Origin of the sequence: Burkholderia catarinensis, from assembly GCF_001883705.2 — a bacterium.
Taxonomy (GTDB): domain Bacteria; phylum Pseudomonadota; class Gammaproteobacteria; order Burkholderiales; family Burkholderiaceae; genus Burkholderia; species Burkholderia catarinensis.
In genome coordinates, this window is sequence record NZ_MDEQ02000010.1 from 114,195 (window position 1) to 134,439 (window position 20,245).

The 20,245-nt window shown below is 66.6% G+C and carries 24 protein-coding genes; 15 read left to right on the forward strand and 9 right to left on the reverse strand.

The features are described 5' to 3' along the window. Nucleotides 1-161 precede the first annotated feature (161 nt). Complete coding sequence (locus tag BFF94_RS17880) at nucleotides 162-1,991, forward strand: glycoside hydrolase family 15 protein (protein ID WP_219139607.1); 1,830 nt, start codon at nucleotides 162-164, stop codon at nucleotides 1,989-1,991. A 212-nt stretch (nucleotides 1,992-2,203) separates the two neighbouring features. Next, nucleotides 2,204-3,679 (forward strand): polyhydroxyalkanoate depolymerase, encoded by a 1,476-nt coding sequence (locus tag BFF94_RS17885; protein ID WP_128843544.1) that lies wholly within the window; start codon nucleotides 2,204-2,206, stop codon nucleotides 3,677-3,679. 81 nt (nucleotides 3,680-3,760) lie between these two features. On the opposite strand, the gene BFF94_RS17890 is transcribed toward BFF94_RS17885, so the two are convergent. Then, nucleotides 3,761-4,393, reverse strand: coding sequence for a TetR/AcrR family transcriptional regulator (locus tag BFF94_RS17890; protein ID WP_128843545.1), 633 nt, complete (start codon nucleotides 4,391-4,393; stop codon nucleotides 3,761-3,763). A 156-nt stretch (nucleotides 4,394-4,549) separates the two neighbouring features. On the opposite strand from BFF94_RS17890, the gene rsxB reads away from it, so the two are divergent. Beyond that, a complete protein-coding gene (gene rsxB, locus BFF94_RS17895) occupies nucleotides 4,550-5,560 on the forward strand; it encodes an electron transport complex subunit RsxB (protein ID WP_219139608.1) in 1,011 nt (336 codons plus the stop codon). Continuing rightward, nucleotides 5,557-6,201: an endonuclease III gene (gene nth / locus BFF94_RS17900; protein ID WP_072440806.1), complete on the forward strand. Its 645-nt coding sequence runs from the start codon at nucleotides 5,557-5,559 to the stop codon at nucleotides 6,199-6,201. Before rsxB ends, nth begins: the two co-directional genes overlap by 4 nt. Before the next feature lie 103 nt (nucleotides 6,202-6,304). Here nth and BFF94_RS17905 read toward each other — a convergent pair whose 3' ends face one another. Then, the gene (locus BFF94_RS17905) at nucleotides 6,305-7,234 is read right to left on the reverse strand and encodes a DMT family transporter (protein WP_219139609.1); all 930 of its coding nucleotides are present in this window, start codon (nucleotides 7,232-7,234) and stop codon (nucleotides 6,305-6,307) included. A gap of 231 nt (nucleotides 7,235-7,465) precedes the next feature. Here BFF94_RS17905 and BFF94_RS17910 point away from each other — a divergent pair, with 231 nt between their 5' ends. Then, on the forward strand, nucleotides 7,466-7,933 hold the full coding sequence (locus BFF94_RS17910) for a DUF1841 family protein (RefSeq protein ID WP_372454226.1): 468 nt from the start codon (nucleotides 7,466-7,468) through the stop codon (nucleotides 7,931-7,933). 72 nt (nucleotides 7,934-8,005) lie between these two features. Here the strand turns inward: BFF94_RS17910 and BFF94_RS17915 are convergent, their stop codons facing one another. Further along, on the reverse strand, nucleotides 8,006-8,365 hold the full coding sequence (locus BFF94_RS17915; protein WP_048249238.1) for a c-type cytochrome: 360 nt from the start codon (nucleotides 8,363-8,365) through the stop codon (nucleotides 8,006-8,008). Nucleotides 8,366-8,404: 39 nt separating this feature from the next. Next, nucleotides 8,405-8,764, reverse strand: a complete 360-nt coding sequence (locus BFF94_RS17920; protein ID WP_128842767.1) for a c-type cytochrome — start codon at nucleotides 8,762-8,764, stop codon at nucleotides 8,405-8,407. 245 nt (nucleotides 8,765-9,009) lie between these two features. Here BFF94_RS17920 and BFF94_RS17925 point away from each other — a divergent pair, with 245 nt between their 5' ends. The 5 genes from BFF94_RS17925 (at nucleotide 9,010) to BFF94_RS17945 (ending at nucleotide 14,100) form a co-directional block, all read left to right on the forward strand. Further along, nucleotides 9,010-9,852 (forward strand): AAA family ATPase, encoded by an 843-nt coding sequence (locus BFF94_RS17925; RefSeq protein WP_128842768.1) that lies wholly within the window; start codon nucleotides 9,010-9,012, stop codon nucleotides 9,850-9,852. A gap of 28 nt (nucleotides 9,853-9,880) precedes the next feature. Then, nucleotides 9,881-11,056 carry a vWA domain-containing protein gene (locus BFF94_RS17930; protein WP_128842769.1) on the forward strand — a complete coding sequence of 392 codons (1,176 nt, stop codon included), beginning with the start codon at nucleotides 9,881-9,883 and terminating at the stop codon, nucleotides 11,054-11,056. A gap of 56 nt (nucleotides 11,057-11,112) precedes the next feature. Continuing rightward, the gene (locus BFF94_RS17935; RefSeq protein ID WP_128842770.1) at nucleotides 11,113-12,324 is read left to right on the forward strand and encodes a benzoate/H(+) symporter BenE family transporter; all 1,212 of its coding nucleotides are present in this window, start codon (nucleotides 11,113-11,115) and stop codon (nucleotides 12,322-12,324) included. 128 nt (nucleotides 12,325-12,452) lie between these two features. Next, on the forward strand, nucleotides 12,453-13,406 hold the full coding sequence (gene tal, locus BFF94_RS17940) for a transaldolase (protein ID WP_128842771.1): 954 nt from the start codon (nucleotides 12,453-12,455) through the stop codon (nucleotides 13,404-13,406). Nucleotides 13,407-13,647: 241 nt separating this feature from the next. Further along, the gene (locus tag BFF94_RS17945; protein WP_128842772.1) at nucleotides 13,648-14,100 is read left to right on the forward strand and encodes a VOC family protein; all 453 of its coding nucleotides are present in this window, start codon (nucleotides 13,648-13,650) and stop codon (nucleotides 14,098-14,100) included. A gap of 88 nt (nucleotides 14,101-14,188) precedes the next feature. On the opposite strand, the gene mctP is transcribed toward BFF94_RS17945, so the two are convergent. The 3 genes from mctP to BFF94_RS17960 form a co-directional block, all read right to left on the reverse strand. Then, a complete protein-coding gene (mctP, locus tag BFF94_RS17950; RefSeq protein WP_128842773.1) occupies nucleotides 14,189-15,739 on the reverse strand; it encodes a monocarboxylate uptake permease MctP in 1,551 nt (516 codons plus the stop codon). Continuing rightward, entirely contained in the window at nucleotides 15,736-15,978 is a 243-nt protein-coding gene (locus BFF94_RS17955; RefSeq protein WP_128842774.1) for a DUF3311 domain-containing protein, read from the reverse strand. Before BFF94_RS17955 ends, mctP begins: the two co-directional genes overlap by 4 nt. A gap of 199 nt (nucleotides 15,979-16,177) precedes the next feature. Continuing rightward, nucleotides 16,178-17,095, reverse strand: coding sequence for a class I SAM-dependent methyltransferase (locus tag BFF94_RS17960; protein WP_128842775.1), 918 nt, complete (start codon nucleotides 17,093-17,095; stop codon nucleotides 16,178-16,180). A 170-nt stretch (nucleotides 17,096-17,265) separates the two neighbouring features. On the opposite strand from BFF94_RS17960, the gene BFF94_RS17965 reads away from it, so the two are divergent. From BFF94_RS17965 to BFF94_RS17985, 5 genes are all read left to right on the forward strand, one after another. Beyond that, complete coding sequence (locus tag BFF94_RS17965; RefSeq protein ID WP_128842776.1) at nucleotides 17,266-17,544, forward strand: YlcI/YnfO family protein; 279 nt, start codon at nucleotides 17,266-17,268, stop codon at nucleotides 17,542-17,544. Next, entirely contained in the window at nucleotides 17,541-17,849 is a 309-nt protein-coding gene (locus BFF94_RS17970) for a type II toxin-antitoxin system RelE/ParE family toxin (RefSeq protein WP_128842777.1), read from the forward strand. The genes BFF94_RS17965 and BFF94_RS17970 overlap by 4 nt, the downstream gene beginning before the upstream one ends. 14 nt (nucleotides 17,850-17,863) lie before the next feature. Then, nucleotides 17,864-18,118, forward strand: coding sequence for a hypothetical protein (locus BFF94_RS17975; RefSeq protein WP_128842778.1), 255 nt, complete (start codon nucleotides 17,864-17,866; stop codon nucleotides 18,116-18,118). A 304-nt stretch (nucleotides 18,119-18,422) separates the two neighbouring features. After that, nucleotides 18,423-18,785, forward strand: a complete 363-nt coding sequence (locus BFF94_RS17980; RefSeq protein ID WP_201260378.1) for a type II toxin-antitoxin system RelE/ParE family toxin — start codon at nucleotides 18,423-18,425, stop codon at nucleotides 18,783-18,785. Continuing rightward, nucleotides 18,782-19,105, forward strand: coding sequence for a helix-turn-helix domain-containing protein (locus BFF94_RS17985; RefSeq protein WP_128842780.1), 324 nt, complete (start codon nucleotides 18,782-18,784; stop codon nucleotides 19,103-19,105). Before BFF94_RS17980 ends, BFF94_RS17985 begins: the two co-directional genes overlap by 4 nt. 63 nt (nucleotides 19,106-19,168) lie before the next feature. Here the strand turns inward: BFF94_RS17985 and BFF94_RS17990 are convergent, their stop codons facing one another. Next, nucleotides 19,169-19,645 carry a DNA-deoxyinosine glycosylase gene (locus BFF94_RS17990; RefSeq protein WP_128842781.1) on the reverse strand — a complete coding sequence of 159 codons (477 nt, stop codon included), beginning with the start codon at nucleotides 19,643-19,645 and terminating at the stop codon, nucleotides 19,169-19,171. After that, on the reverse strand, nucleotides 19,645-20,241 hold the full coding sequence (locus tag BFF94_RS17995) for a chorismate--pyruvate lyase family protein (RefSeq protein WP_219139610.1): 597 nt from the start codon (nucleotides 20,239-20,241) through the stop codon (nucleotides 19,645-19,647). Before BFF94_RS17995 ends, BFF94_RS17990 begins: the two co-directional genes overlap by 1 nt. Nucleotides 20,242-20,245 lie beyond the last annotated feature (4 nt).

A 20,245-nucleotide genomic window follows, 5' to 3' on the forward strand; every position in this document is an offset into this window, starting at 1 on the left:
AATCCTCCTTGCATCGATTCGCTTCAAGTGTTGAGATAGGACGAAACGCCGGCCGTTCACGCGCTCCGCCGCCCGGCCGAGTATACGGGGCACGGCGTCAGGGCGTGAAGCCCGGCCGCCGTCGTCCGCATTGTGAACTCGAAACCAAGGATCGCCTGCCCATGCCCGCCCTGATCGAAGACTACGCCCTCGTCGGCGACGGCCATACCGCCGCGCTGATCGCAAAAGACGGCTCCGTCGACTGGCTGTGCTGGCCCCGCTTCGATTCGGGCGCCTGCTTCGCGGCGCTCATCGGCACGCCCGAACACGGCCGCTGGCTGCTCGCGCCGGCCGCCGACGCCGCGATCACGCACACGACCCGCCGCTATCGCGGCGACACGCTGATTCTCGAAACCGATTACGAAAGCGCCGACGGCGCCGTCACCGTGGTCGACTTCATGCCGCCCGGCAACGGCTGGTCCGAACTGGTGCGGATCGTCGTCGGCCGCCACGGCACGATGAAGATGCGCATGGAGCTCGTGTTGCGCTTCGACTACGGTTTCTCGATCCCGTGGGTCACGCAACTGGCCCGCGAGGACGGCATGAAGGCGATCGCCGGCCCCGACACCGTCGTGCTGCGCACGCCAGTGCCGCTCACCGGCGAAAACCTCCATACGCTCGCGGAATTCACGGTGAGCGCGGACGAGCGCGTGCCGTTCTCGCTCAGCTATGCGGCATCGCACCTGCGGTTGCCGCCCGCACGCGACCCGCTGTCGATGCTCGCGCGCACCGAGAACTACTGGCTCGAATGGTCGGGCCGCTGCCAGGTGCAGGGCCGCTACGCGGCCGCCGTGCGCCGTTCGCTGATCACGCTGAAGGCGCTCGCGTACGAACCGACCGGCGGCATCGTCGCCGCGCCGACCACGTCGCTGCCCGAGAAGATCGGCGGCAACCGCAACTGGGACTATCGCTACTGCTGGCTGCGCGATGCGACGATCACGCTGCTCGCGCTGATGCGCGGCGGCTACTACGACGAGGCGCGCGCGTGGCGCTCGTGGCTCGGCCGCGTCATGGCCGGCTCGCCCGAGCAGATCCAGATCATGTACGGGATCGCCGGCGAGCGCCGGCTGCCGGAAATAGAACTCGACTGGCTGCCCGGCTATCAGGACTCGAAGCCGGTACGCGTCGGCAACGGCGCCGCGAACCAGCTCCAGCTCGACGTGTTCGGCGAGGTGATGGCCGCGCTGCACCTCGCGCGCGTGGGTGGCCTGCAGGCCGACGACACGGTCTGGTCCGTGCAGTGCACGCTGCTCGACCATCTCGAGAAGATCTGGCGGGAACCCGACGAGGGAATCTGGGAAACGCGCGGCGGCCGCCGCCATTTCACGTTCTCGAAGGTGATGGCGTGGGTCGCGTTCGACCGCGCGATCAAGTCGGCGGAAATGTTCCGGCTGCCCGGCTCGCTCGACCGCTGGCGCGCGCTGCGCGAGCAGATCCACGCCGACGTCTGCGACAACGCGTGGCACGAAGGCAAGCAGGCGTTCGCGCAGAGCTACGGCAGCGACGAGCTCGACGCGAGCGTGCTGCTGATGCCGCTGCTCGGCTTCCTGCCGCCGGAAGACCCGCGCGTCGTCGGCACGGTCGAAGCGATCGAGCGGGAATTGCTGCACGACGGGCTCGTGATGCGCTACCGCACGACCGAGTACGACGACGGCCTGCCGCCCGGCGAAGGCACGTTTCTCGCATGCAGCTTCTGGCTGGTCGACAACTACGCGCTGCTCGGCCGGATCGACGACGCGCACCGGCTGTTCAGCCGGCTGCTCGCGCTGTCCAACGACCTCGGGCTGCTCGCCGAGGAATATGACCCGGTCGAGGGCCGGCTCGTCGGCAACTTCCCGCAGGCGTTCTCGCACGTGGCGCTCGTGCATACCGCGATGAACCTGATGCACCACGAGGACGCCATGGCCCGCGCGGCAGGCCAGCCCGCGCCGGCCGTGGCCACCGGGCGCTGAGCGGGAGCGCGGGCGGGTTGTTCAGAGAACGTCAAATCGCAAAAGTTTGATGAAAAACCGGGGAAATGTTGCATTGCACCATTCGTCGTTGTCCGATATGATCGACACGATTGTCCGGCCGCAGTGCAACATGGCCGGCCGCTGACCCCCACGGCACGCCGCGACGCCCCACGCCGCCCTTGCGCACCGTCCCCCACGCGGGAGTAGTCTGCATGCTTTACCAACTGCACGAATTCCAGCGGGCCATGCTGAGCCCGCTCACGGCCTGGGCCCAGGCCGCCTCCAAGTCGTTCGCCAATCCGTCCAGCCCGTTCTCGCTGATGCCGGGTGCGACGCGGATGGCCGCCGCCTACGAACTGATGTACCGGCTCGGCAAGGATTACGAGAAGCCCGAATTCAACCTTCATCAGATCGTCAAGGATGGCCACAACATCCCGATCGTCGAGCAGACGATCGTCGAGAAGCCGTTCTGCAACCTGCTGCGTTTCAAGCGCTATTCGGACGACGCCGACGCCGTCACGCAACTGAAGGACGAGCCGGTCGTGCTGGTCTGCGCGCCGCTGTCGGGCCACCACTCGACTTTGCTGCGCGACACGGTGCGCACGCTGCTGCAGGATCACAAGGTCTACATCACCGACTGGATCGACGCGCGGATGGTGCCGGTCGAGACCGGCCCGTTCCACCTGCACGATTACATCGCGTATATCCAGGAATTCATCCGCCACATCGGCGCGCGCAACCTGCACGTGATCTCGGTGTGCCAGCCGACGGTGCCGGTGCTTGCGGCGATCTCGCTGATGGCGAGCCGCGGCGAGGAAACGCCGCTCACGATGACGATGATGGGCGGCCCGATCGACGCGCGCCGCAGCCCGACGTCGGTGAATTCGCTCGCCACGCAGCATTCGACCGCGTGGTTCGAGAACAACGTGATCCACACGGTGCCCGCGAATTATCCGGGCGAAGGCCGCCACGTGTATCCGGGCTTCCTGCAGCACACGGGCTTCGTCGCGATGAACCCGGAACGGCACGCGCAATCGCACTGGGATTTCTACCAGAGCCTGCTGCGCGGTGACGAGGACGACGCCGAAGCGCACCGCCGCTTCTACGACGAGTACAACGCGGTGCTCGACATGGCCGCCGAGTATTACCTCGAGACGATCCGCGTCGTGTTCCAGGAATTCCGGCTTGCCGAAGGGACGTGGGATGTCGAAGGCGAGCGCGTGCGTCCGCAGGACATCAAGCACACCGCGCTGATGACGATCGAGGGCGAACTCGACGACATCTCGGGCAGCGGCCAGACGCACGTCGCGCACGAGCTGTGCACGGGCATCCCGCAAGACCAGCGCCGCAGCCTGACCGCCGAGAAGTGCGGCCACTACGGGATTTTCTCGGGACGCCGCTGGCGCACGATCATCTACCCGCAACTGCGCGACTTCATCCGCGAGCATGCGCCGGAACCGAAGAACGGCGCGACGAAGGATCGTCCCGATGCGCCGGCGGCCGTGACGCTTACGGCCGTGCCGGCCGATAACGCGCAGGCCGAAACGACGCGGGCCACCGCGGCGAAGCGCACGCGCGCGGCGAAGGCTCCGGCCCCGGTCGCTGCCCCTGCGAAGGCCGCACCGGCCGCGAAACGTGCCAGCAACAGCCCGCGCGCCAAAACCGTGCGTGCGCGCAAGGCCGCCTGACGCATCGCGTTCCGACGAAAAAACGCCGCCGTTGCTTGCGCACGGCGGCGTTTTTGCATCCGGCGGCCGCTTGCCGGCGCGTCAGCGCCGCAGCAGATACGCGAGCAGCACCTCGGTGTTCATCCGGACCATCTCCGCACGCTCGTCGGTGTCGGTGAAGTCCCGGCCGAGCGTCGCGGCGAGCGTGAAGCGGTTCGACACGATGTAGTAGCCGAGCCCCGACAGCGTCACGTAGAAGCGCAGCGGATCGACGTCCGCGCGGAACAGCCCGGCCTTCTGGCCGCGCATCAGCACGTTGCCGAGCTTCGCGACGATCGGCGACATCATCTCGCGGATCCGCGTCGACTTGTGCAGGTAGCGTGCCTCGTGCAGGTTCTCGTTGTTGATGAGCCTGAGCAGTTCCGGATGGTCGCGGTAGTAGTCCCAAACGAAATGCGCGAGCCGTGTGACGGCTTCGACCGGCGCGACGCCGTCGAGATCGAGCACGCGCTCGGCCTCGGTCAGTGCGGAGAACGCGTGTTCGAGCACGGCCGTAAACAGCTGCTCCTTGCTGCCGAAGTAGTAATAGAGCATGCGCTCGTTGGTTTCGGCCCGGCGCGCGATCTGGTCGACGCGCGCGCCGAACAGCCCTCCACTCGCGAACTCTTCGGCTGCCGCCATCAGGATGCGGCGCCGCGTACCTTCAGGATCTCTTTTGATTTTTGGCTGATTCATGGTGGCGTTTTGCTATGTGAGCCGCGTGATCCGGACCGGCACCCCCACCGCCTCGGCGCCGGCCGCCCTGGAACGGGCGCGCCGCGTGCGGCCGCCCTCCTGCTGAGCCCCTGCAAAAAAGCGGTTCGATTATGCGCACAGACGGCGTCCAGCGCAATGCGGGAAATCGGCGATAATCAAGCTTTGGCAAACCTTTCCGGCCGCGCCCGACGCGGCCGAGAGCCATTCGGCGCCGCTGCGCCCGTTGTCACCGTGACCGACTCCAAAACACTCGCGGATCGCATCGAAGATCTGCTTCCCCAGACGCAATGCACAAAGTGCGGCTATAACGGCTGCCGTCCGTACGCCGAGGCGATCGCCGCCGGCGACGCGAACTACAACCAGTGCCCGCCCGGCGGCGCCGAAGGCATCGCGCGCCTCGCGGGCCTGCTCGGCAAGCCGGTGATTCCGCTGAACCCCGTCAACGGCAGCGAGCATCCGCGCGCCGTCGCATTCATCGACGAAAGCCTGTGCATCGGCTGCACGCTGTGCATGCAGGCGTGCCCGGTCGACGCAATCGTCGGCGCACCGAAGCAGATGCACACGATCGTCGAGTCGCTGTGCACGGGCTGCGACCTGTGCGTGCCGCCTTGCCCCGTCGACTGCATCGCGATGCTGCCCGTGACCGGCGATCGCACGGGCTGGGATGCGTGGTCGCAGGACCAGGCGGATGCCGCGCGCGAACGCCACGACCTCCGGCTCGCCCGCCAGCGCCGCGAACGCGAGGCCGCGGAAGCGCGCGCCGCCGCACGCCGCGCGGCCAGCGCCGCGAAGCCGGCCACGGTACAGCCCGATCCGCAGCCCGGCGCGCCAGCCGCCGCACCGGCCGCAGACGACGCCGACGCGAAGAAGCGCGCGATCATCGCCGCCGCGCTCGAGCGCGCGCGCAAGAAGAAGGAAGAACTGTCCGGGCAAGGCGCCGGGCCGCAGAACACCGAAGGCGTGAGCGCAGCCGTCCAGGCGCAGATCGACGCGGCCGAGGCCCGCCGCAAACGGCTGGCCGAACAGCAGGCGCAGCGCGACGCCGAAGCCGCGGCGCCGGGCGGCAATGGCAACGGCGACGACAACGACGCAGGCAACGACGACCAGGGCGGCCCGCCCGCGCCGCCCGACCAGAACGCTCCATGAACGCCAGCAAACGACACGCGATCTACGAAACGCTGCAGAGCCTCAACCCGCATCCGACCACCGAGCTCGAATACACGACGCCGTTCGAGCTGCTGATCGCCGTGATGCTGTCCGCGCAGGCGACCGACGTGTCGGTCAACAAGGCGATGCGGAAGATGTTTCCGGTCGCGAACACCCCGCGACAAATCGTCGCGCTTGGCGAGGAAGGCGTCACCGAGTACATCAAGACGATCGGTCTATACCGGACCAAGGCGAAGAACGTGGTCGCGACGTGCCGGATCCTGCTCGAGCGCTACGACGGCGAGGTGCCGGCCGATCGCGAAGCGCTCGAAAGCCTGCCGGGCGTCGGCCGCAAGACCGCCAACGTCGTGCTGAACACCGCGTTCGGCCAGCCGACGATCGCGGTCGACACGCATATCTTCCGCGTCGCGAATCGCACGGGGCTCGCCCCGGGCAAGGACGTGCGGGCCGTCGAGGCAGCGCTCGAGAAATTCACGCCGAAGGAATTCCTGCAGGACGCGCATCACTGGCTGATCCTGCACGGGCGCTATGTGTGCAAGGCCCGCAAGCCCGAATGCTGGCACTGCGCGATCGAGCCGCTGTGCGAATTCAGGCCGAAGACGCCGCCGCCCAACGAGTAAGCGTCAGGCACGACTGAGACGCACCGCGCGGGCCGATCGAACCGGGCCTGCGCAGCCGGCCCCGCAGGCACCATCGCGGCGCCCGCGGCTTTCCCCTCCCCGGCTACGCGTTGGATGTCGCGGTAGCATCGTCAGCGGCTGCGCCGCCCGCGCGCACGAGCGCCAGCACGGCCGCGAGGATCGCGACGCCGCCCGCCCACTGCAGCGGCGACAGCGCTTCACCGAACAGCAGCGCCGCGAGCGCGACCGTCACGACCGGCTCGAGCGTCGACAGCATCGACGTGCGCGCGGCCCCGAGCCGCTCGAGCCCGGCGAAGAACGCGAGCATCGCTGCGACCGTCGAGACGAGCGCGATCGCGAGCATCGACGCCCAGCCGCCGGCCGTCACGGGCCAGCGCGGCGGCGCGCCGAATGCCGCGGTCCGCACGACGGCAATCGCCACGAGCGTCGCGGTTGCCGACAGGCAGATGATCGCGGTGGTCGCGAGCGGATCGACGCCACGCGTCGCCTTCGTGCCGCCGACGATGTACAGCGAATAAATCACCGCGGCGGCCAGCGCGAGCGCGATCCCGAGCGGTTCGCCGTGTCCGCCGCCGACCATCAGCGCCGAACCCGCGACGCACAGCACGAGCGCGACGGCCTTCGCGCGCGTGAGGCGCTCGTCGAGCCACCACGCGGCCAGCAGCGTGACGAAGGCTGGATACAGGTACAGCAGCAGCGCGACGAGGCTCGCCTGCGCGTGCTGCAGCGCGCTGAAATAACAGAACGACTGCCCGACGTAGCCGAGCGCGCCCATCGCCACGAGCGGCGCAAGCGCACGCCCGCGCGGCCACGCGACGCGGCGGTGCCGCGCGATCGCGGCGAGCACCGCGCCGCCGATCGCGAAGCGCACGATCAGCAGCCCGAGCACGTCGACACCGGCCGCATACGCGTAGCGGCCGAAGATCGCCATCGCGCCGAACGCGGCGGCGGACAGCGCGACGTAAAGCGTGCCCTGCAGGGCGGTGGACGATGGGCGGGCGGTGGTGGCCATGGCTGAGCGGGTGGGAACGGCGCGGTAACGGGAATCGTCGGAGTGTAGCGGCGCGGCGTCCACGAGCCTAGCCCGCGCTTACCCGTTCCGCTGCCGCTGCACTTGAGCGATCTCGGCTGGCCGGCGCCGGCGCTACCTGCAGGCCAGCAGCCGCGTCACCGCCGCCGCTCAGCCCGCTCCAGGCCGCCGCCAGCGCCGTGCGCCGACCCGGCGTACAATGCGCGACGCGGCATGACGCCGCCCGAATTACGACGTTTCCCCACCATGTTCAATCCGAGCCGCGACGAAGTGCGTCGCTTTTTCACCGAGACCTGGCGCAAGCAGCGCGCCGGCGAGATCCTGACGCCGCTGGAAGCGATGGCAGCCGACTGGATCGTCGAGCATCCCGAATATCACGACGAACTCGCCGACACCGACGGCGCCGCCGCGCGCGAGTACACGCCCGAGGAAGGTCGCACGAACCCGTTCCTGCACCTGTCGATGCACCTCGCGATCAGCGAGCAGTTGTCGATCGACCAGCCGCCCGGCATCCGCGCCGCGCACGACAAGCTGGCGGCGAAGCTCGACTCGACCCACGACGCGCAGCACGCGATCATGGAATGCCTCGGCGAGACGATCTGGGAGGCGCAGCGCACGAATACGCCGCCCGATACGGACGCGTACCTGCAGCGCATCCTGCGCCGCGCGTCGCGCGACTGAGCGCCGCGGGCAAAAAAATACCCCGCCGAGGCGGGGTATTTTTGCTGCGCGGGCCTGTCGGGCCCGTCGCGCTTACTTCTTGAACACGAGATCGGTCTCTTTCAGCGATTCGATGTAGGACGCGATGTCCTTCATGTCGCTGACCGACAGGCTCTGCACTTGCGCCTGCATGATCGCGTTGTTGCGGCCGAGCAGCGGGTTCGTCAGCCCCATCTGGTACTGGCGCATCGCCCACACGAGGTAGTCGGCATGCTGGCCGGCGAGGCGCGGATATTCGGCGTTGATCGGCTTGTTCATCTGCGCGCCGTGGCAGGCCGCGCAGTTGTGCGATTCGACCAGCTCCTTGCCCTTCGTGGCGTCCGCCGCGTGCGCGGTACCGATCGCGAGGCCGGCCGCCAGTGCAACCGCCGCCGTCTTGAATGCGTTGTTCATGAATGCTCCTGTCCCGCCGGAGAGATCGGCGGCGCGCGCTTACTTGTAGGGATTGTCCTTCGAGTCGGCCTTCTGGACGGCGTAGTAGGCCGCCAGATCCGCGATGTCCTGGTCCGTCAGCGAACCGGCGACCGCGTTCATCGACGGGAAGTGACGATCCTTCTTGCGGTAGGCCTTCAGCGCGTTCTCGAGGTATTGCTGGTTCTGGCCGCCGAGGACAGGCACCCGGTAGACCTCCGGGTACGCCGCACGGTAGTCCTGGATGCCGTGGCAACCGATGCACATGGCGGCCTTGCCCGCCCCGTCCTTCGGGTTGCCGACCACACCGGCCGCCTGCGCGCTGCCCGCGAGCGCCACGAGCGCTGCGACAACGACGTGTTTGCCGACGAATTTGTTCATAGCTCTTGTAACCTAGCTTGAGGGGAAACTGGCGCCAAAGCGGCAACGGCCCGCGCCGTTGTGCTTATCGGATCGCCACGCAGGCCAAAAAAAACGGCCAGATTGTACCGCGTCGGCAGGGAACGCGTCCATAAGGCGCCCCGGTTCGCTCCGCCACAGCCCCGCAACGATACGCGGGCGCGGCCCAACCGCACAGCCCTTCTGACTTATACTGGGTTTTTTTCCCGATGAAGAAGAGCGCCGCCATGCGTTTCGAAGGGTCCTCGCACTACGTCGCCACCGACGATCTGAAGCTCGCGGTCAATGCCGCACTGACGCTGCAACGCCCGCTGCTGATCAAGGGCGAGCCCGGCACCGGCAAGACCATGCTCGCCGAGGAAGTGGCCGCCGCGCTCGACATGCCGCTCCTGCAGTGGCACATCAAGTCGACCACCAAAGCGCAGCAGGGCCTGTACGAATACGACGCCGTATCGCGGCTGCGCGATTCGCAGCTCGGCGACGAGCGCGTGAAGGACATCTCGAACTACATCGTCAAGGGCGTGCTGTGGCAGGCGTTCGATGCCGAGCACCCGAGCGTGCTGCTGATCGACGAGATCGACAAGGCCGACATCGAATTCCCGAACGACCTGCTGCGCGAGCTCGACCGGATGGAATTCCACGTGTACGAGACGCGCGAGACCGTGCGCGCGAAGCACCGCCCGCTCGTCATCATCACGTCGAACAACGAGAAGGAGCTGCCCGACGCGTTCCTGCGCCGCTGCTTCTTCCACTACATCCAGTTTCCCGATCCGTCGACGATGCAGAAGATCGTCGCGGTCCACTTCCCCGACATCCGCGAGGAGCTGCTGCGCGCGGCGCTCGCGAGTTTCTTCGACTTGCGCGGCGTGTCGGGCCTGAAAAAGAAGCCGTCGACATCCGAACTGCTCGACTGGCTGAAGCTGCTGCTCGCCGAGAACATCCCGGCCGACGCGCTGCGCGGCGCGGACGCGAAGCAGATCGTGCCGCCGCTCGCGGGCGCGCTGCTGAAGAACGAGCAGGACCTGAGCCTGCTCGAACGGCTCGTCTACATGAACCGGCACAACCGGTAATCCCCCCAAAACCCGCGAAGGCCCGGCCATGCTGCTCAATTTCTTCTACGCGCTGCGCGCAGCCAAGCTGCCCGTCTCGGTGAAGGAATACCTGACGCTGCTCGAATCGCTGAAGGCCGGGCTGATCTCGCCGTCGATCGACGCGTTCTACTTCCTTGCGCGGATGACGCTCGTCAAGGACGAGCAGTACTTCGACAAGTTCGACCAGGCATTCGGCGCGTATTTCCACGGCGTGTCCGCGCTGCCGTCCGAAGCGTTCGACATTCCGCTCGACTGGCTCGAGAAGCGCCTCGAGCGCGAGCTGTCGCCGGACGAAAAGGCGCAGATCGAAGCGATGGGCGGGCTCGACAAGCTGATGGAGCGCTTGAAGGCACTGCTCGACGAGCAGAAGGAACGCCACGAAGGCGGCAACAAGTGGATCGGCACCGGCGGCACGTCGCCGTTCGGGCACGGCGGCTACAACCCAGAAGGCGTGCGCATCGGCGGCCCGTCGAACGGCAACCGCACCGCGGTGAAGGTGTGGGAAGCGCGCGCGTACCGCGACTATGACGATTCCGTCGAGATCGGCACGCGCAACATCAAGGTCGCGCTGCGGCGGCTGCGCCGTTTCGCGCGCGAAGGCGCCGCCGAGGAGCTCGACCTGCCCGGCACGATCCACAGCACGGCCGCGAACGCGGGCTGGCTCGACCTGCGGATGGTGCCCGAGCGCCACAACAACGTGAAGGTGCTGATGCTGCTCGACGTCGGCGGCTCGATGGACGACCACATCAAGCGCACCGAGGAGCTGTTCTCGGCCGCGAAGGCCGAATTCAAGCACCTCGAATTTTTCTACTTCCACAACTGCGTGTACGACCACCTGTGGAAGAACAACCGCCGCCGCCACTCGGAACGCACCGCGACGTGGGACGTGCTGCACAAGTTCACGCCCGACTACAAGCTGATCTTCGTCGGCGACGCAACGATGAGCCCGTACGAAGTGCTGCAGCCCGGCGGCTCGGTCGAATACAACAACCCGGAAGCCGGCGCCGTGTGGCTGCGCCGCCTCGCCGACCAGTTCCCCCATCATGCGTGGCTGAACCCCGAGCCCGAGCGGCTATGGGAATACCGGCAGTCGGTCGCGGTCATCCGCGACCTGCTCGGCCATCGCATGTATCCGCTCACGCTCGCGGGCCTCGAAACCGCGATGCGCGCACTCAGCAAGTAACGACACCTACCCGCAGACACGAAGGCCGCGTCCGGGCGGCCTCCCCCGGAGATAGCATGAACCCCTCGCCCACCGCGAGCGCTGGCCGCGCCGGCGGCCGCCGCTTTTTCGCCGATACCTCCGTGTCGGCGCTCGTCGCCGGCTTCGTCGCGATGATGACCGGCTACACGAGTTCGCTCGTGCTGATGTTCCAGGCCGGCCGTGCCGCCCACCTCACCGATGCGCAGATCTCGTCGTGGATCTGGGCGCTGTCGATCGGCATGGCGCTGACGACGATCGGCCTGTCGCTGCGCTTTCGCGCGCCCGTCGTCGTCGCCTGGTCGACGCCCGGCGCCGCGCTGCTGATCGCGTCGCTGCCCGGCGTGCCCTACCCCGAGGCGATCGGCGCATTCGTCGTCGGTGCGCTGCTGCTGACGGCCGTCGGCGTGAGCGGGCTGTTCGACACGCTGATGCGCAAAATTCCGGCCGGCATCGCCGCCGCCTTGCTCGCGGGCATCCTGTTCGAGATCGGCATCGAGATCTTCCGCGCCGCGCAGTTCCAGACCGCGCTCGTGCTCGCGATGTTCTTCACGTACCTGATCGTCAAGCGGCTCGCGCCGCGCTACGCGATTCCGACGACGCTGATCGTCGGCACGGTGGTGGCCGGCGGCCTCGGCCTGCTCGACTTCAGCCGGTTCCACATCGCGCTCGCGCAGCCCGTGTTCACGATGCCCGCGTTCTCGATCGCGTCGATCGTCAGCATCGGCATTCCGCTGTTCGTCGTCGCGATGGCGTCGCAGAACGTGCCGGGCATCGCGGTGCTGCGCGCGGACGGCTACCCGACACCGTCGTCGCCGCTGATCGCGACGACCGGCCTCGCATCGCTGCTGCTCGCGCCGTTCGGCTCGCACGGCGTGAACCTCGCGGCGATCACGGCCGCGATCTGTACCGGCCCCGAAGCGCACGAGGATCACGCGAAGCGTTACACGGCCGCCGTATGGTGCGGCACGTTCTACCTGGTCGCCGGGATCTTCGGCGCGACGATCGCCGCGCTGTTCGCGGCGCTGCCGAAGGCGCTCGTGGTATCGGTCGCCGCGCTCGCGCTGTTCGGCTCGATCATGAGCGGGCTCGCGAACGCGATGCAGGACGTGAAGCAGCGCGAAGCCGCGCTCGTCACGTTCATGGTCACCGCGTCGGGCCTCACGCTGCTGTCGATCGGCTCGGCGTTCTGGGGGCTCGTCGCGGGGATCGTCACGCAAGTCATCCTGAACGCGCGGCGCCCCGCGTGACACGGCTCGCCGGCCGTCGGGCACGCCAAAACGTGCTCGACACGAATCGGGCCTAAAATGATGGCTTCGCCGCCGCGCTCGCGCGGCCCGTGAGAACCCGGCGCCCCGCGCCCTTCTTCCGAATCGCCATGACTACCGCACTCGACCAGCTGAAGCAGTACACGACCGTCGTCGCCGACACGGGCGACTTCCAGCAGCTTGCGCAATACAAGCCGCAGGACGCGACCACGAACCCGTCGCTGATCCTGAAGGCCGTCCAGAAGGATGCGTACAAGCCGATCCTCGAGAAAACCGTCCGCGATCATCGCAACGAAAGCACCGATTTCGTCATCGACCGCCTGCTGATCGCGTTCGGCACCGAGATCCTGAAGCTGATTCCGGGCCGCGTGTCGACCGAGGTCGACGCACGCCTGTCGTTCGACGCGCAGCGCTCGATCGACAAGGGCCGCGAGCTCATCAAGCTGTACGAAGCCGCCGGCGTCGGCCGCGAGCGCATCCTGATCAAGCTCGCATCGACGTGGGAAGGCATCCGCGCGGCCGAGGTCCTGCAGAAGGAAGGGATCAAGTGCAACATGACCCTGCTTTTCTCGCTCGTGCAGGCCGCCGCATGCGCGGAAGCCGGCGCGCAGCTGATCTCGCCGTTCGTCGGCCGCATCTACGACTGGTACAAGAAGCAGGCCGGCGCGGAGTGGAATGAAGCGACGGACGGCGGCGCGAACGATCCGGGCGTGCAGTCGGTGCGCCGCATCTACGCGTACTACAAGACGTTCGGCTACAAGACCGAAGTGATGGGCGCGAGCTTTCGCACGACCAGCCAGATCACCGAACTCGCCGGCTGCGATCTGCTGACGATCAGTCCCGATTTGCTGCAGAAACTGCAGGAGAGCAACGAGACGGTCACGCGCAAGCTGTCGCCGGAAGCACAGCAGGACAAGCCGTCCGAGCGCGTCGCGATCGACGAAGCGTCGTTCCGCTTCCAGTTGAACGACGAAGCGATGGCGACCGAGAAGCTTGCCGAAGGCATCCGCGTGTTCGCCGCCGATGCGGTGAAGCTCGAGAAGCTGATCGACGCGCTGCGCTGAGCCGCGACGCGCGTCAGCGGCTGTCAGCAACACTGACAACAGCCGTCAGCAAGCGCGCCGCAAACGGCCGCGAACGTGATGTTCGCGGCCGTTTTATTTTTCACTCCATCGTCAAGCACGCGCACTACAATCCACGTCACGGGTACGCCGGCCGCCTCTCGACGCGCCCTTTCCCCAGTCAATCTTGCACGATGCCGGACCCGCGCCGATGCGCGGGCACGGCCCATCACAGGAGACAGCGATGCAAGTTCAACCGTATCTGACGTTCTACGGTCGTGCCGACGAGGCCCTTCAGTTCTACGAAAAGGCCCTCGGCGCGAAGACCATGTTCAAGATGCACTTCAAGGATGCGCCGCCGAATCCCGATCGTCCGATGCCGCCGGAGATGAACGACAAGGTGATGCACGCGAGCTTCACGATCGGCGACTCGATGATCATGTGCTCCGACGGCGACTGCAGCCAGCCGGGCGGCACGCACGCCGGCTATTCGCTGTCGCTGAACCCGGCGACGGTCGAGGAAGGCCAGAAGCTGTTCAATGCGCTCGCCGACGGCGGCGAAGTGACGATGCCGTTCGGCAAGACGTTCTGGGCGCTCGGCTTCGGGATGGCGAAGGACCGTTTCGGCGTTCACTGGATGGTCAACGTCGAGGACCTGTCGCAACGCGAGGATCTCGCGAAACGCGCCCAGGGCTGACACAAAAGGAACGCCCGCCACCTTGCGGTGGCGGGCGTTTTCGTTGCTGCGCGACGCATGCGCGGCACACGGCCGCCCGCCGCCCGCGTCAGCCCTCGACGACGTCGAGATAGTCCTCCGGCCGCGTGCGATCCTCCGCATGCGCCATGCCCATCACGCGCACCAGCACGCTCACCGCCACCGACACCACCAGGTTCACGATCAGCGACCACACGGCCGCGTAGCCGGGAATCGCGAGGCCGAACAGGTGAATCGTGAAGATCGAGCTCGCGAGCTTCAGCGAGATCGCCATCCACGTGCCGCATACAATGCCGGCCGCCCAGCCGATCAGCAGGCCGCGATGGTCGAGCAGCCGCGTATAGAGGCCGAGTACGATCGCGGGCAGCGTCTGGATGATCCATATCCCGCCGAGCAGCTGCAGCTGGATCGCGTAGGTCAGCGGCAGCCCGAGGATGAACGCGACCGCGCCGACCTTCACGATCAGCGACACGAGCTTCGCGACGTGCGTCTCCTGCTCGTGCGACATGTTGCGGTTCACGAACTCGCGGTGGATGTTGCGCGTGTACAGGTTCGCGGCCGCGATCGACATGATGGCCGCCGGCACCAGCGCGCCGATGCCGATCGCCGCGAACGCGACGCCGACGAACCACGACGGGAAATACTCGAGGAACAGCGCGGGCACCGCGAAGTTCGGGCCGAACGCCTTGAAGTACGGCGCGTATTGCGGCATGTCCTTCACGCCCGATGCAAGCGCCATGTAGCCGAGCAGCGCGAGCAGGCCGAGCACGAACGAGTACGCGGGCAGCATCGCCATGTTGCGGCGGATCGAGTTGCCCGACGATGACGACAGGATCGCCGTGACCGAGTGCGGATACAGGAACAGCGCGAGCGCCGAGCCGATCGCGAGCGTCGCATACGCGCTGTAGCCGTTCAGGCTCATCGCGTCGGGCGCCTTCAGCAGCAGCTTCGCGGGCGGCACGCTCGCGAAGATGTGCCCGAAGCCGCCGAGCTTCGCGGGAATCACGATGATCGCCGCGGCGATCGTGATGTAGATCAGGATGTCCTTCACGATCGCGATCATCGCCGGGGCGCGCAGCCCCGACGTGTACGTGTACGCGGCGAGAATCGCGAACGCGATGATCAGCGGCAGGTCGCCGACGAAACCGGTCGTGTCGAAGCCGAGCGCGCCGATCACCACTTCGATGCCGACGAGCTGCAGCGCGATGTACGGCATCGTCGCGAGGATGCCCGTCACCGCGATCGCGAGCGCGAGCATCCGGCTGCCGTAGCGCGCGTTGACGAAGTCGGCGGCCGTCACGTAGCCGTGCCGCTTCGCGATGCTCCACAGCTTCGGAAACACGACGAACGCGAACGGATAGATCAGGATCGTATAAGGCAGCGCAAAGAAGCCCATCGCGCCGGCGCCGAACACGAGCGCGGGCACCGCGACGAACGTGTACGCCGTGTAGAGATCGCCACCGAGCAGGAACCACGTGACGATCGTGCCGAAGCGGCGTCCGCCGAGGCCCCATTCGTCGAGATGGGCGAGATCGCCGCGCCGCCAGTTCGCGGCCAGGAAACCGATGATCGTGACGCCGATGAACAGCAGGACGAAGACGAAGGTTGCGCCGAGATTCATCGCGCACCTCCCTGCGGGCCGCTCGCCTTCCACGCGTTCTTGGTCTTGAAATACACGAACGCGGTAATCACCGCGCTGATGAAGACCCAAAGCAGCTGGTACCAGTAGAAAAACGGAAAACCGAACCATTGCGGTTCGATCTTGTTGTACGACGGTACCCAGACCATCGCGATCAGCGGCAGTACCAGCAGCCAGAGCCAGCGCTTGGCGGCCCGGTTGGCGTCGGCATCGTGAGCCATGACGTCTCCTCTTCTTTCCCGGTTATCGATCTTGTTGAGCGGGTACGGCGCCGGGAGGAGCGGCGAAACGGGTAGGCTGCGGCTCCCCTGGCTTCGCGCCAGTATAGGAGCCGCTAGCACGCGGTCAAGCAGGGGCGAACCCGAGGTGATCCGCCCCTTGTCGTGCGGTTGCACCGGCATGTTGCCGGTGCTTGAAGCGTCAGATCGCGAACGAGGTATCGCGTGCGCCGGTCGTTTCTTTCAAAGCTTTCACCCACTTGCGCGCGGGCAGCTTCAGCGTTTCCTCGATCAGCTTCGCGCGTGCGTCGAGCTGCGCGAACGGCACGTCGAGCGCGGGGCCCGAGAACGCGATCGCGATCCGGTTGCCGTCGTGCACTTCGGGCAGCGCGATCACGCGGTGATCGAATGCCGCGTTCAGGTGCTTCATGTTGCGCACGAAGCTCGGATGATCGCCGAACAGGTTGATCGTCGCGATGCCCGCGTCGGCGAGGCAGCCGCGCACCGCGCGATAGAACGCGACGCTGTCGAGCACGGGGCCGCGCGCGGTCGCGTCGTACAGGTCGATCTGGATCGCACCCGTCATGCCGCGGTTGGCCGGGTCGTTGACGAAGTCCCATGCGTCGGCTTCGTGCACGGCGAGCCGCGCGTCGTCGGACGGCAGCGCGAACATCGTGCGCGCGGCGACGATCACGGCCGGGTTCAGCTCGACGGCCTCGACCTTCGCTTGCGGCAGGAAACGGTGCGAGAACTTGGTCAGCGCGCCGGTGCCGAGCCCGAGCTGGACGATCCGCTCGGGCGTTTCAAGGAACAGCAGCCACGCCATCATCTGCTGCGCGTATTCGAGCTCGATATGCAGCGGCTTCGAGATGCGCATCGCGCCCTGCACCCATTCGGTGCCGAAGTGCAGGAAGCGCACGCCGCCCTCTTCGGAGAACGTGACGGGCGCGAAGCGCGGCTTGCGCGGCGCTTCGAGCACGGGCACATCGTCGTGCTCGTCGATTTCCGGGCGGCGCTTCACGCGCGGCGGCTGGAGTTTTTCGGAGCCGTTGTAGGCGGACGGCTTGCTGCGTTTGGACGCACGCGCCTCGGCGGACGCGCGCTTGATCAGTCGGGTCATGATTGAATCTCGCTGGGTGATGCTGGTTTTAGCGGACGAGAGGATAGCATTGGTGTCGAGCGGGAGCCGCGAGGCGGGCGCAAGTCGCATCACTCCACCGATCGGCCGGCTTGCACGCGACAGGGACGTGCGCGACAATGCATCGCAATTGCGATGCATTGAGGGTCATGATGAAAACTGCCACTTTCCCGTCTGTGCGCGTCGAGCCGGAACTGCGCGACGCCGCCGAAAGCGTCCTGCAGGAAGGCGAAACGCTGTCGAGCTTCGTCGAGCAATCGATTCGCGAAGGCGTCGAACGTCGACGCCTCCAAAGCGAATTTATCGCGCGCGGCATTGCGTCACGCGATGAAGCCCGCCGTACCGGCGAATATGTGTCTTCGTCCGAGGTTCTGGAACGACTGGGGCGACGGCTCGATACGCTACGTGACAAGAAGCGCCAGGTTCGATGACGTATACGGTTCGCTTCACACTTGCCGCATCCGATGATCTGGACCGGCTCTATGCGTTCGTGGTCGATCGCGACGAGGCAGACGTCGAACTGGCCGAGCACGCATTGGCGGCCATCGCTTCCGGCGTGGCAACACTCGAAGCGTCGCCGTTCACTTGCCGCAAAGTTCATCCGTCGATGCCGTTTCTGCGGGAATTGATCATCCCGTTCGGTGCATCGGGCTATGTCGCACTGTTCGAGATCGACGACAGCCAAATGGTGACGATCCTTGCGGTACGCCACCAGCGGGAAAGCGACTACCACTGACGACGAGGGATCCCATGGAATCGACCGGCAAAAAGATCTGGTTTCCGGCCAAGCGCTATGGCTGGGGATGGGGTTTGCCGGTCGCATGGCAGGGCTGGGTCGTGCTGCTGCTGTTCGCGATCGGGATCGTCGTCGCCGCATGGCTTCTGCCGCCGCACCGATCGCCGCTTGCGTACGGCGCCTGCATCGTGATGCTGGTCGCGCTGCTGACCGCCGTTTGCTGGCTCAAGGGCGAGAAGCCTCGGTGGAGATGGGGCAAGGACGACTGATCACCACGCGCGATACGCATCCGGAACAACCGCCCTCCCTCCACCATCGATACGCAGCGACAGCGCTCTATCGAACGGCTGAATTGTCCCAAGTCTCCACGCGACGCAAGAATGTGAAGGAACGGCCGCGGGCCGGAATATCGCATGCGCGCTCGCCATCGACACAACGCATCCAAGCGCTGAACCGACATCGCCTGTCGGTGCTCACCACCCGACTGCCCCGCTCCTGATGCCGCATACGAACGGCTGCATCGTGTTCCCGCGCGCACCTTGAAAATATACCCAAATAGGGATAAATTCATCAATGGATCCGTACACCAAACCGCTCTACTGGCTCGGCTCGGCGCGCAAGGACCTGAAAGCAATGCCCGAAGCCGTGCAGGACACGTTCGGCTATGCACTGTATCTGACGCAGACGGGACGCAAGCACGATCAGGCCAAGCCATTGAGAGGATTCGGATCGGCCGGCGTGCTCGAGATCGTGGAATCGGAAGACAACGGCACGTACCGCGCCGTCTACACAGTGAAGCTCGGGAATAGCGTATACGTGCTGCACTGCTTCCAGAAGAAATCATCGAGCGGCATCGCGACACCGAAGCCGGACGGCGATCTGGTCCGCGAACGTCTGAAAGCGGCCGAAGTTCACGCAAAAGGAGAAAGGCGATGATCGAAATCGAACAGGGCAGCGGAAACGTCTATGCTGACCTGGGCATGCGCGATGCCGACGAAATGCGAGTGAAGGCCCAACTCGCCGCCAAGATCGCCGAGATCATCAAGGCGCGCAAATGGACGCAGCAGCACGCGGCCCGGTTGCTCGGCATGACGCAGCCGAAGCTGTCGAACATGCTGCGCGGGCAGTTTCGCGGCGTGAGCGAAACGAAGATGCTCGAATGTCTGGCGAAGCTCGGACGCGACGTGCGGATTGTCGTCGGGCCGGATCGTCAGTCGGACGTCGAAGGGCATATCGAAGTCGTATTCGCCGCCTGACGATAGCGTCCTGCGATGGCTTCGAAGCGCTAACCGTGAGTGAGGTCGGCAGCGCTTGGTCGGTCAAGGAATAATTTGACGCCAGCGTTCCAGCTTCTGCTCGAACGACAGCATCGCATTTGCCGGGCTCGACGAAGGCAGCACAAGCGTCTCGTACCCGGCCTGGCCGATCACGTCGGCAAAGCGCCCCGCCGTCTTCCCGTTGAAACACACCTTCTTCAGCAACGGCGCATGCTCGCGCAACGACGCGAAGTCGTTCGGCTTCGCATGCCGGATCGCAGAATCGAGACTGCCTTCGCGATGGCATGCATCGAGGACATCCCAGATGCCGATGCCGTGCTTCAACACGCGCTCGAGCCGCGCGTCGTACGCAAGCTCGTGCAGCGCGGGCTCGCCGAGCACCGTGCCGAGCAGCCGCCAGAACTGGTTGCGCGGATGCGCGTAGTACTGCGCGGCACCGAGCGATGCCTCGCCCGGAAAGCTGCCGAGGATCATCGTATGCGTATTCGGCCCGACCACCGGCCCGAAGCCCTGCAGCATCACGCGCCCCCGCCCGGGCCGCCCGAGCGCGGCCCGTCGCCGTGCGCGTCGAGATGCTGCCACAGCGCCGGCAGCATGCACTCGGTGACCATCAACGGCTTGCCGTGACGCTGGAACACCGAGCGCCGCGCGGCGAACGCATGCGGCGCACGCGCGCCGTCGAGCGCATGGCTTGCGAGCGCATACAGCGGATGACCGGCGATCACGCGCCGGCTGACGAGCGCCGAGCGCTCGACTTGCGGATCGCTGTACAGCAGCTCCGCGAGCGGCCGCGTGCGCAGCCGCCGCATTGCCTGCCACACACCCTTGCTGGCCGCGAGCGGCGCGATGCTGTGCGCGGCGACGTACGGCGTGCCGTCGACCGACAGGATCACCTCGCGCACCCACATCGGCGCACGCGGCGAACTGGCGAGCGCGTGCGGCTCGTCGAACCACGAACGGTCGACGGCCTCGCGCGTCACGCGCACGCTCACGCGGCCGAGCCGCGCGAGGTGCGCGGTCAGCGATCCGCCGCGCGTCAGCCAGTCGCGCTGGTCGAGCGTGCAGCCGGGCCGCGGCGCCTCGCGCCAGCCGGCCTGACCGCCGTCGAATCGCATGCGT

What these genes read in the sequence shown, in the direction of transcription:
- BFF94_RS17960 (WP_128842775.1), bottom strand. Translation starts at nt 17,095, where the DNA reads ATGACCCGACTGATCAAGCGCGCGTCCGCCGAGGCGCGTGCGTCCAAA.
- BFF94_RS17945 (WP_128842772.1), top strand. Translation starts at nt 13,648, where the DNA reads ATGCAAGTTCAACCGTATCTGACGTTCTACGGTCGTGCCGACGAGGCC.
- BFF94_RS17935 (WP_128842770.1), top strand. Translation starts at nt 11,113, where the DNA reads ATGAACCCCTCGCCCACCGCGAGCGCTGGCCGCGCCGGCGGCCGCCGC.
- BFF94_RS17880 (WP_219139607.1), top strand. Translation starts at nt 162, where the DNA reads ATGCCCGCCCTGATCGAAGACTACGCCCTCGTCGGCGACGGCCATACC.
- rsxB (WP_219139608.1), top strand. Translation starts at nt 4,550, where the DNA reads ATGCGGGAAATCGGCGATAATCAAGCTTTGGCAAACCTTTCCGGCCGC.
- BFF94_RS17920 (WP_128842767.1), bottom strand. Translation starts at nt 8,764, where the DNA reads ATGAACAAATTCGTCGGCAAACACGTCGTTGTCGCAGCGCTCGTGGCG.
- BFF94_RS17910 (WP_372454226.1), top strand. Translation starts at nt 7,466, where the DNA reads ATGACGCCGCCCGAATTACGACGTTTCCCCACCATGTTCAATCCGAGC.
- BFF94_RS17995 (WP_219139610.1), bottom strand. Translation starts at nt 20,241, where the DNA reads ATGCGATTCGACGGCGGTCAGGCCGGCTGGCGCGAGGCGCCGCGGCCC.
- BFF94_RS17980 (WP_201260378.1), top strand. Translation starts at nt 18,423, where the DNA reads ATGGATCCGTACACCAAACCGCTCTACTGGCTCGGCTCGGCGCGCAAG.
- BFF94_RS17990 (WP_128842781.1), bottom strand. Translation starts at nt 19,645, where the DNA reads ATGCTGCAGGGCTTCGGGCCGGTGGTCGGGCCGAATACGCATACGATG.
- mctP (WP_128842773.1), bottom strand. Translation starts at nt 15,739, where the DNA reads ATGAATCTCGGCGCAACCTTCGTCTTCGTCCTGCTGTTCATCGGCGTC.
- BFF94_RS17890 (WP_128843545.1), bottom strand. Translation starts at nt 4,393, where the DNA reads ATGAATCAGCCAAAAATCAAAAGAGATCCTGAAGGTACGCGGCGCCGC.
- BFF94_RS17965 (WP_128842776.1), top strand. Translation starts at nt 17,266, where the DNA reads ATGAAAACTGCCACTTTCCCGTCTGTGCGCGTCGAGCCGGAACTGCGC.
- BFF94_RS17930 (WP_128842769.1), top strand. Translation starts at nt 9,881, where the DNA reads ATGCTGCTCAATTTCTTCTACGCGCTGCGCGCAGCCAAGCTGCCCGTC.
- BFF94_RS17915 (WP_048249238.1), bottom strand. Translation starts at nt 8,365, where the DNA reads ATGAACAACGCATTCAAGACGGCGGCGGTTGCACTGGCGGCCGGCCTC.
- BFF94_RS17955 (WP_128842774.1), bottom strand. Translation starts at nt 15,978, where the DNA reads ATGGCTCACGATGCCGACGCCAACCGGGCCGCCAAGCGCTGGCTCTGG.
- BFF94_RS17970 (WP_128842777.1), top strand. Translation starts at nt 17,541, where the DNA reads ATGACGTATACGGTTCGCTTCACACTTGCCGCATCCGATGATCTGGAC.
- BFF94_RS17925 (WP_128842768.1), top strand. Translation starts at nt 9,010, where the DNA reads ATGCGTTTCGAAGGGTCCTCGCACTACGTCGCCACCGACGATCTGAAG.
- BFF94_RS17885 (WP_128843544.1), top strand. Translation starts at nt 2,204, where the DNA reads ATGCTTTACCAACTGCACGAATTCCAGCGGGCCATGCTGAGCCCGCTC.
- BFF94_RS17905 (WP_219139609.1), bottom strand. Translation starts at nt 7,234, where the DNA reads ATGGCCACCACCGCCCGCCCATCGTCCACCGCCCTGCAGGGCACGCTT.
- BFF94_RS17975 (WP_128842778.1), top strand. Translation starts at nt 17,864, where the DNA reads ATGGAATCGACCGGCAAAAAGATCTGGTTTCCGGCCAAGCGCTATGGC.
- BFF94_RS17985 (WP_128842780.1), top strand. Translation starts at nt 18,782, where the DNA reads ATGATCGAAATCGAACAGGGCAGCGGAAACGTCTATGCTGACCTGGGC.
- nth (WP_072440806.1), top strand. Translation starts at nt 5,557, where the DNA reads ATGAACGCCAGCAAACGACACGCGATCTACGAAACGCTGCAGAGCCTC.
- tal (WP_128842771.1), top strand. Translation starts at nt 12,453, where the DNA reads ATGACTACCGCACTCGACCAGCTGAAGCAGTACACGACCGTCGTCGCC.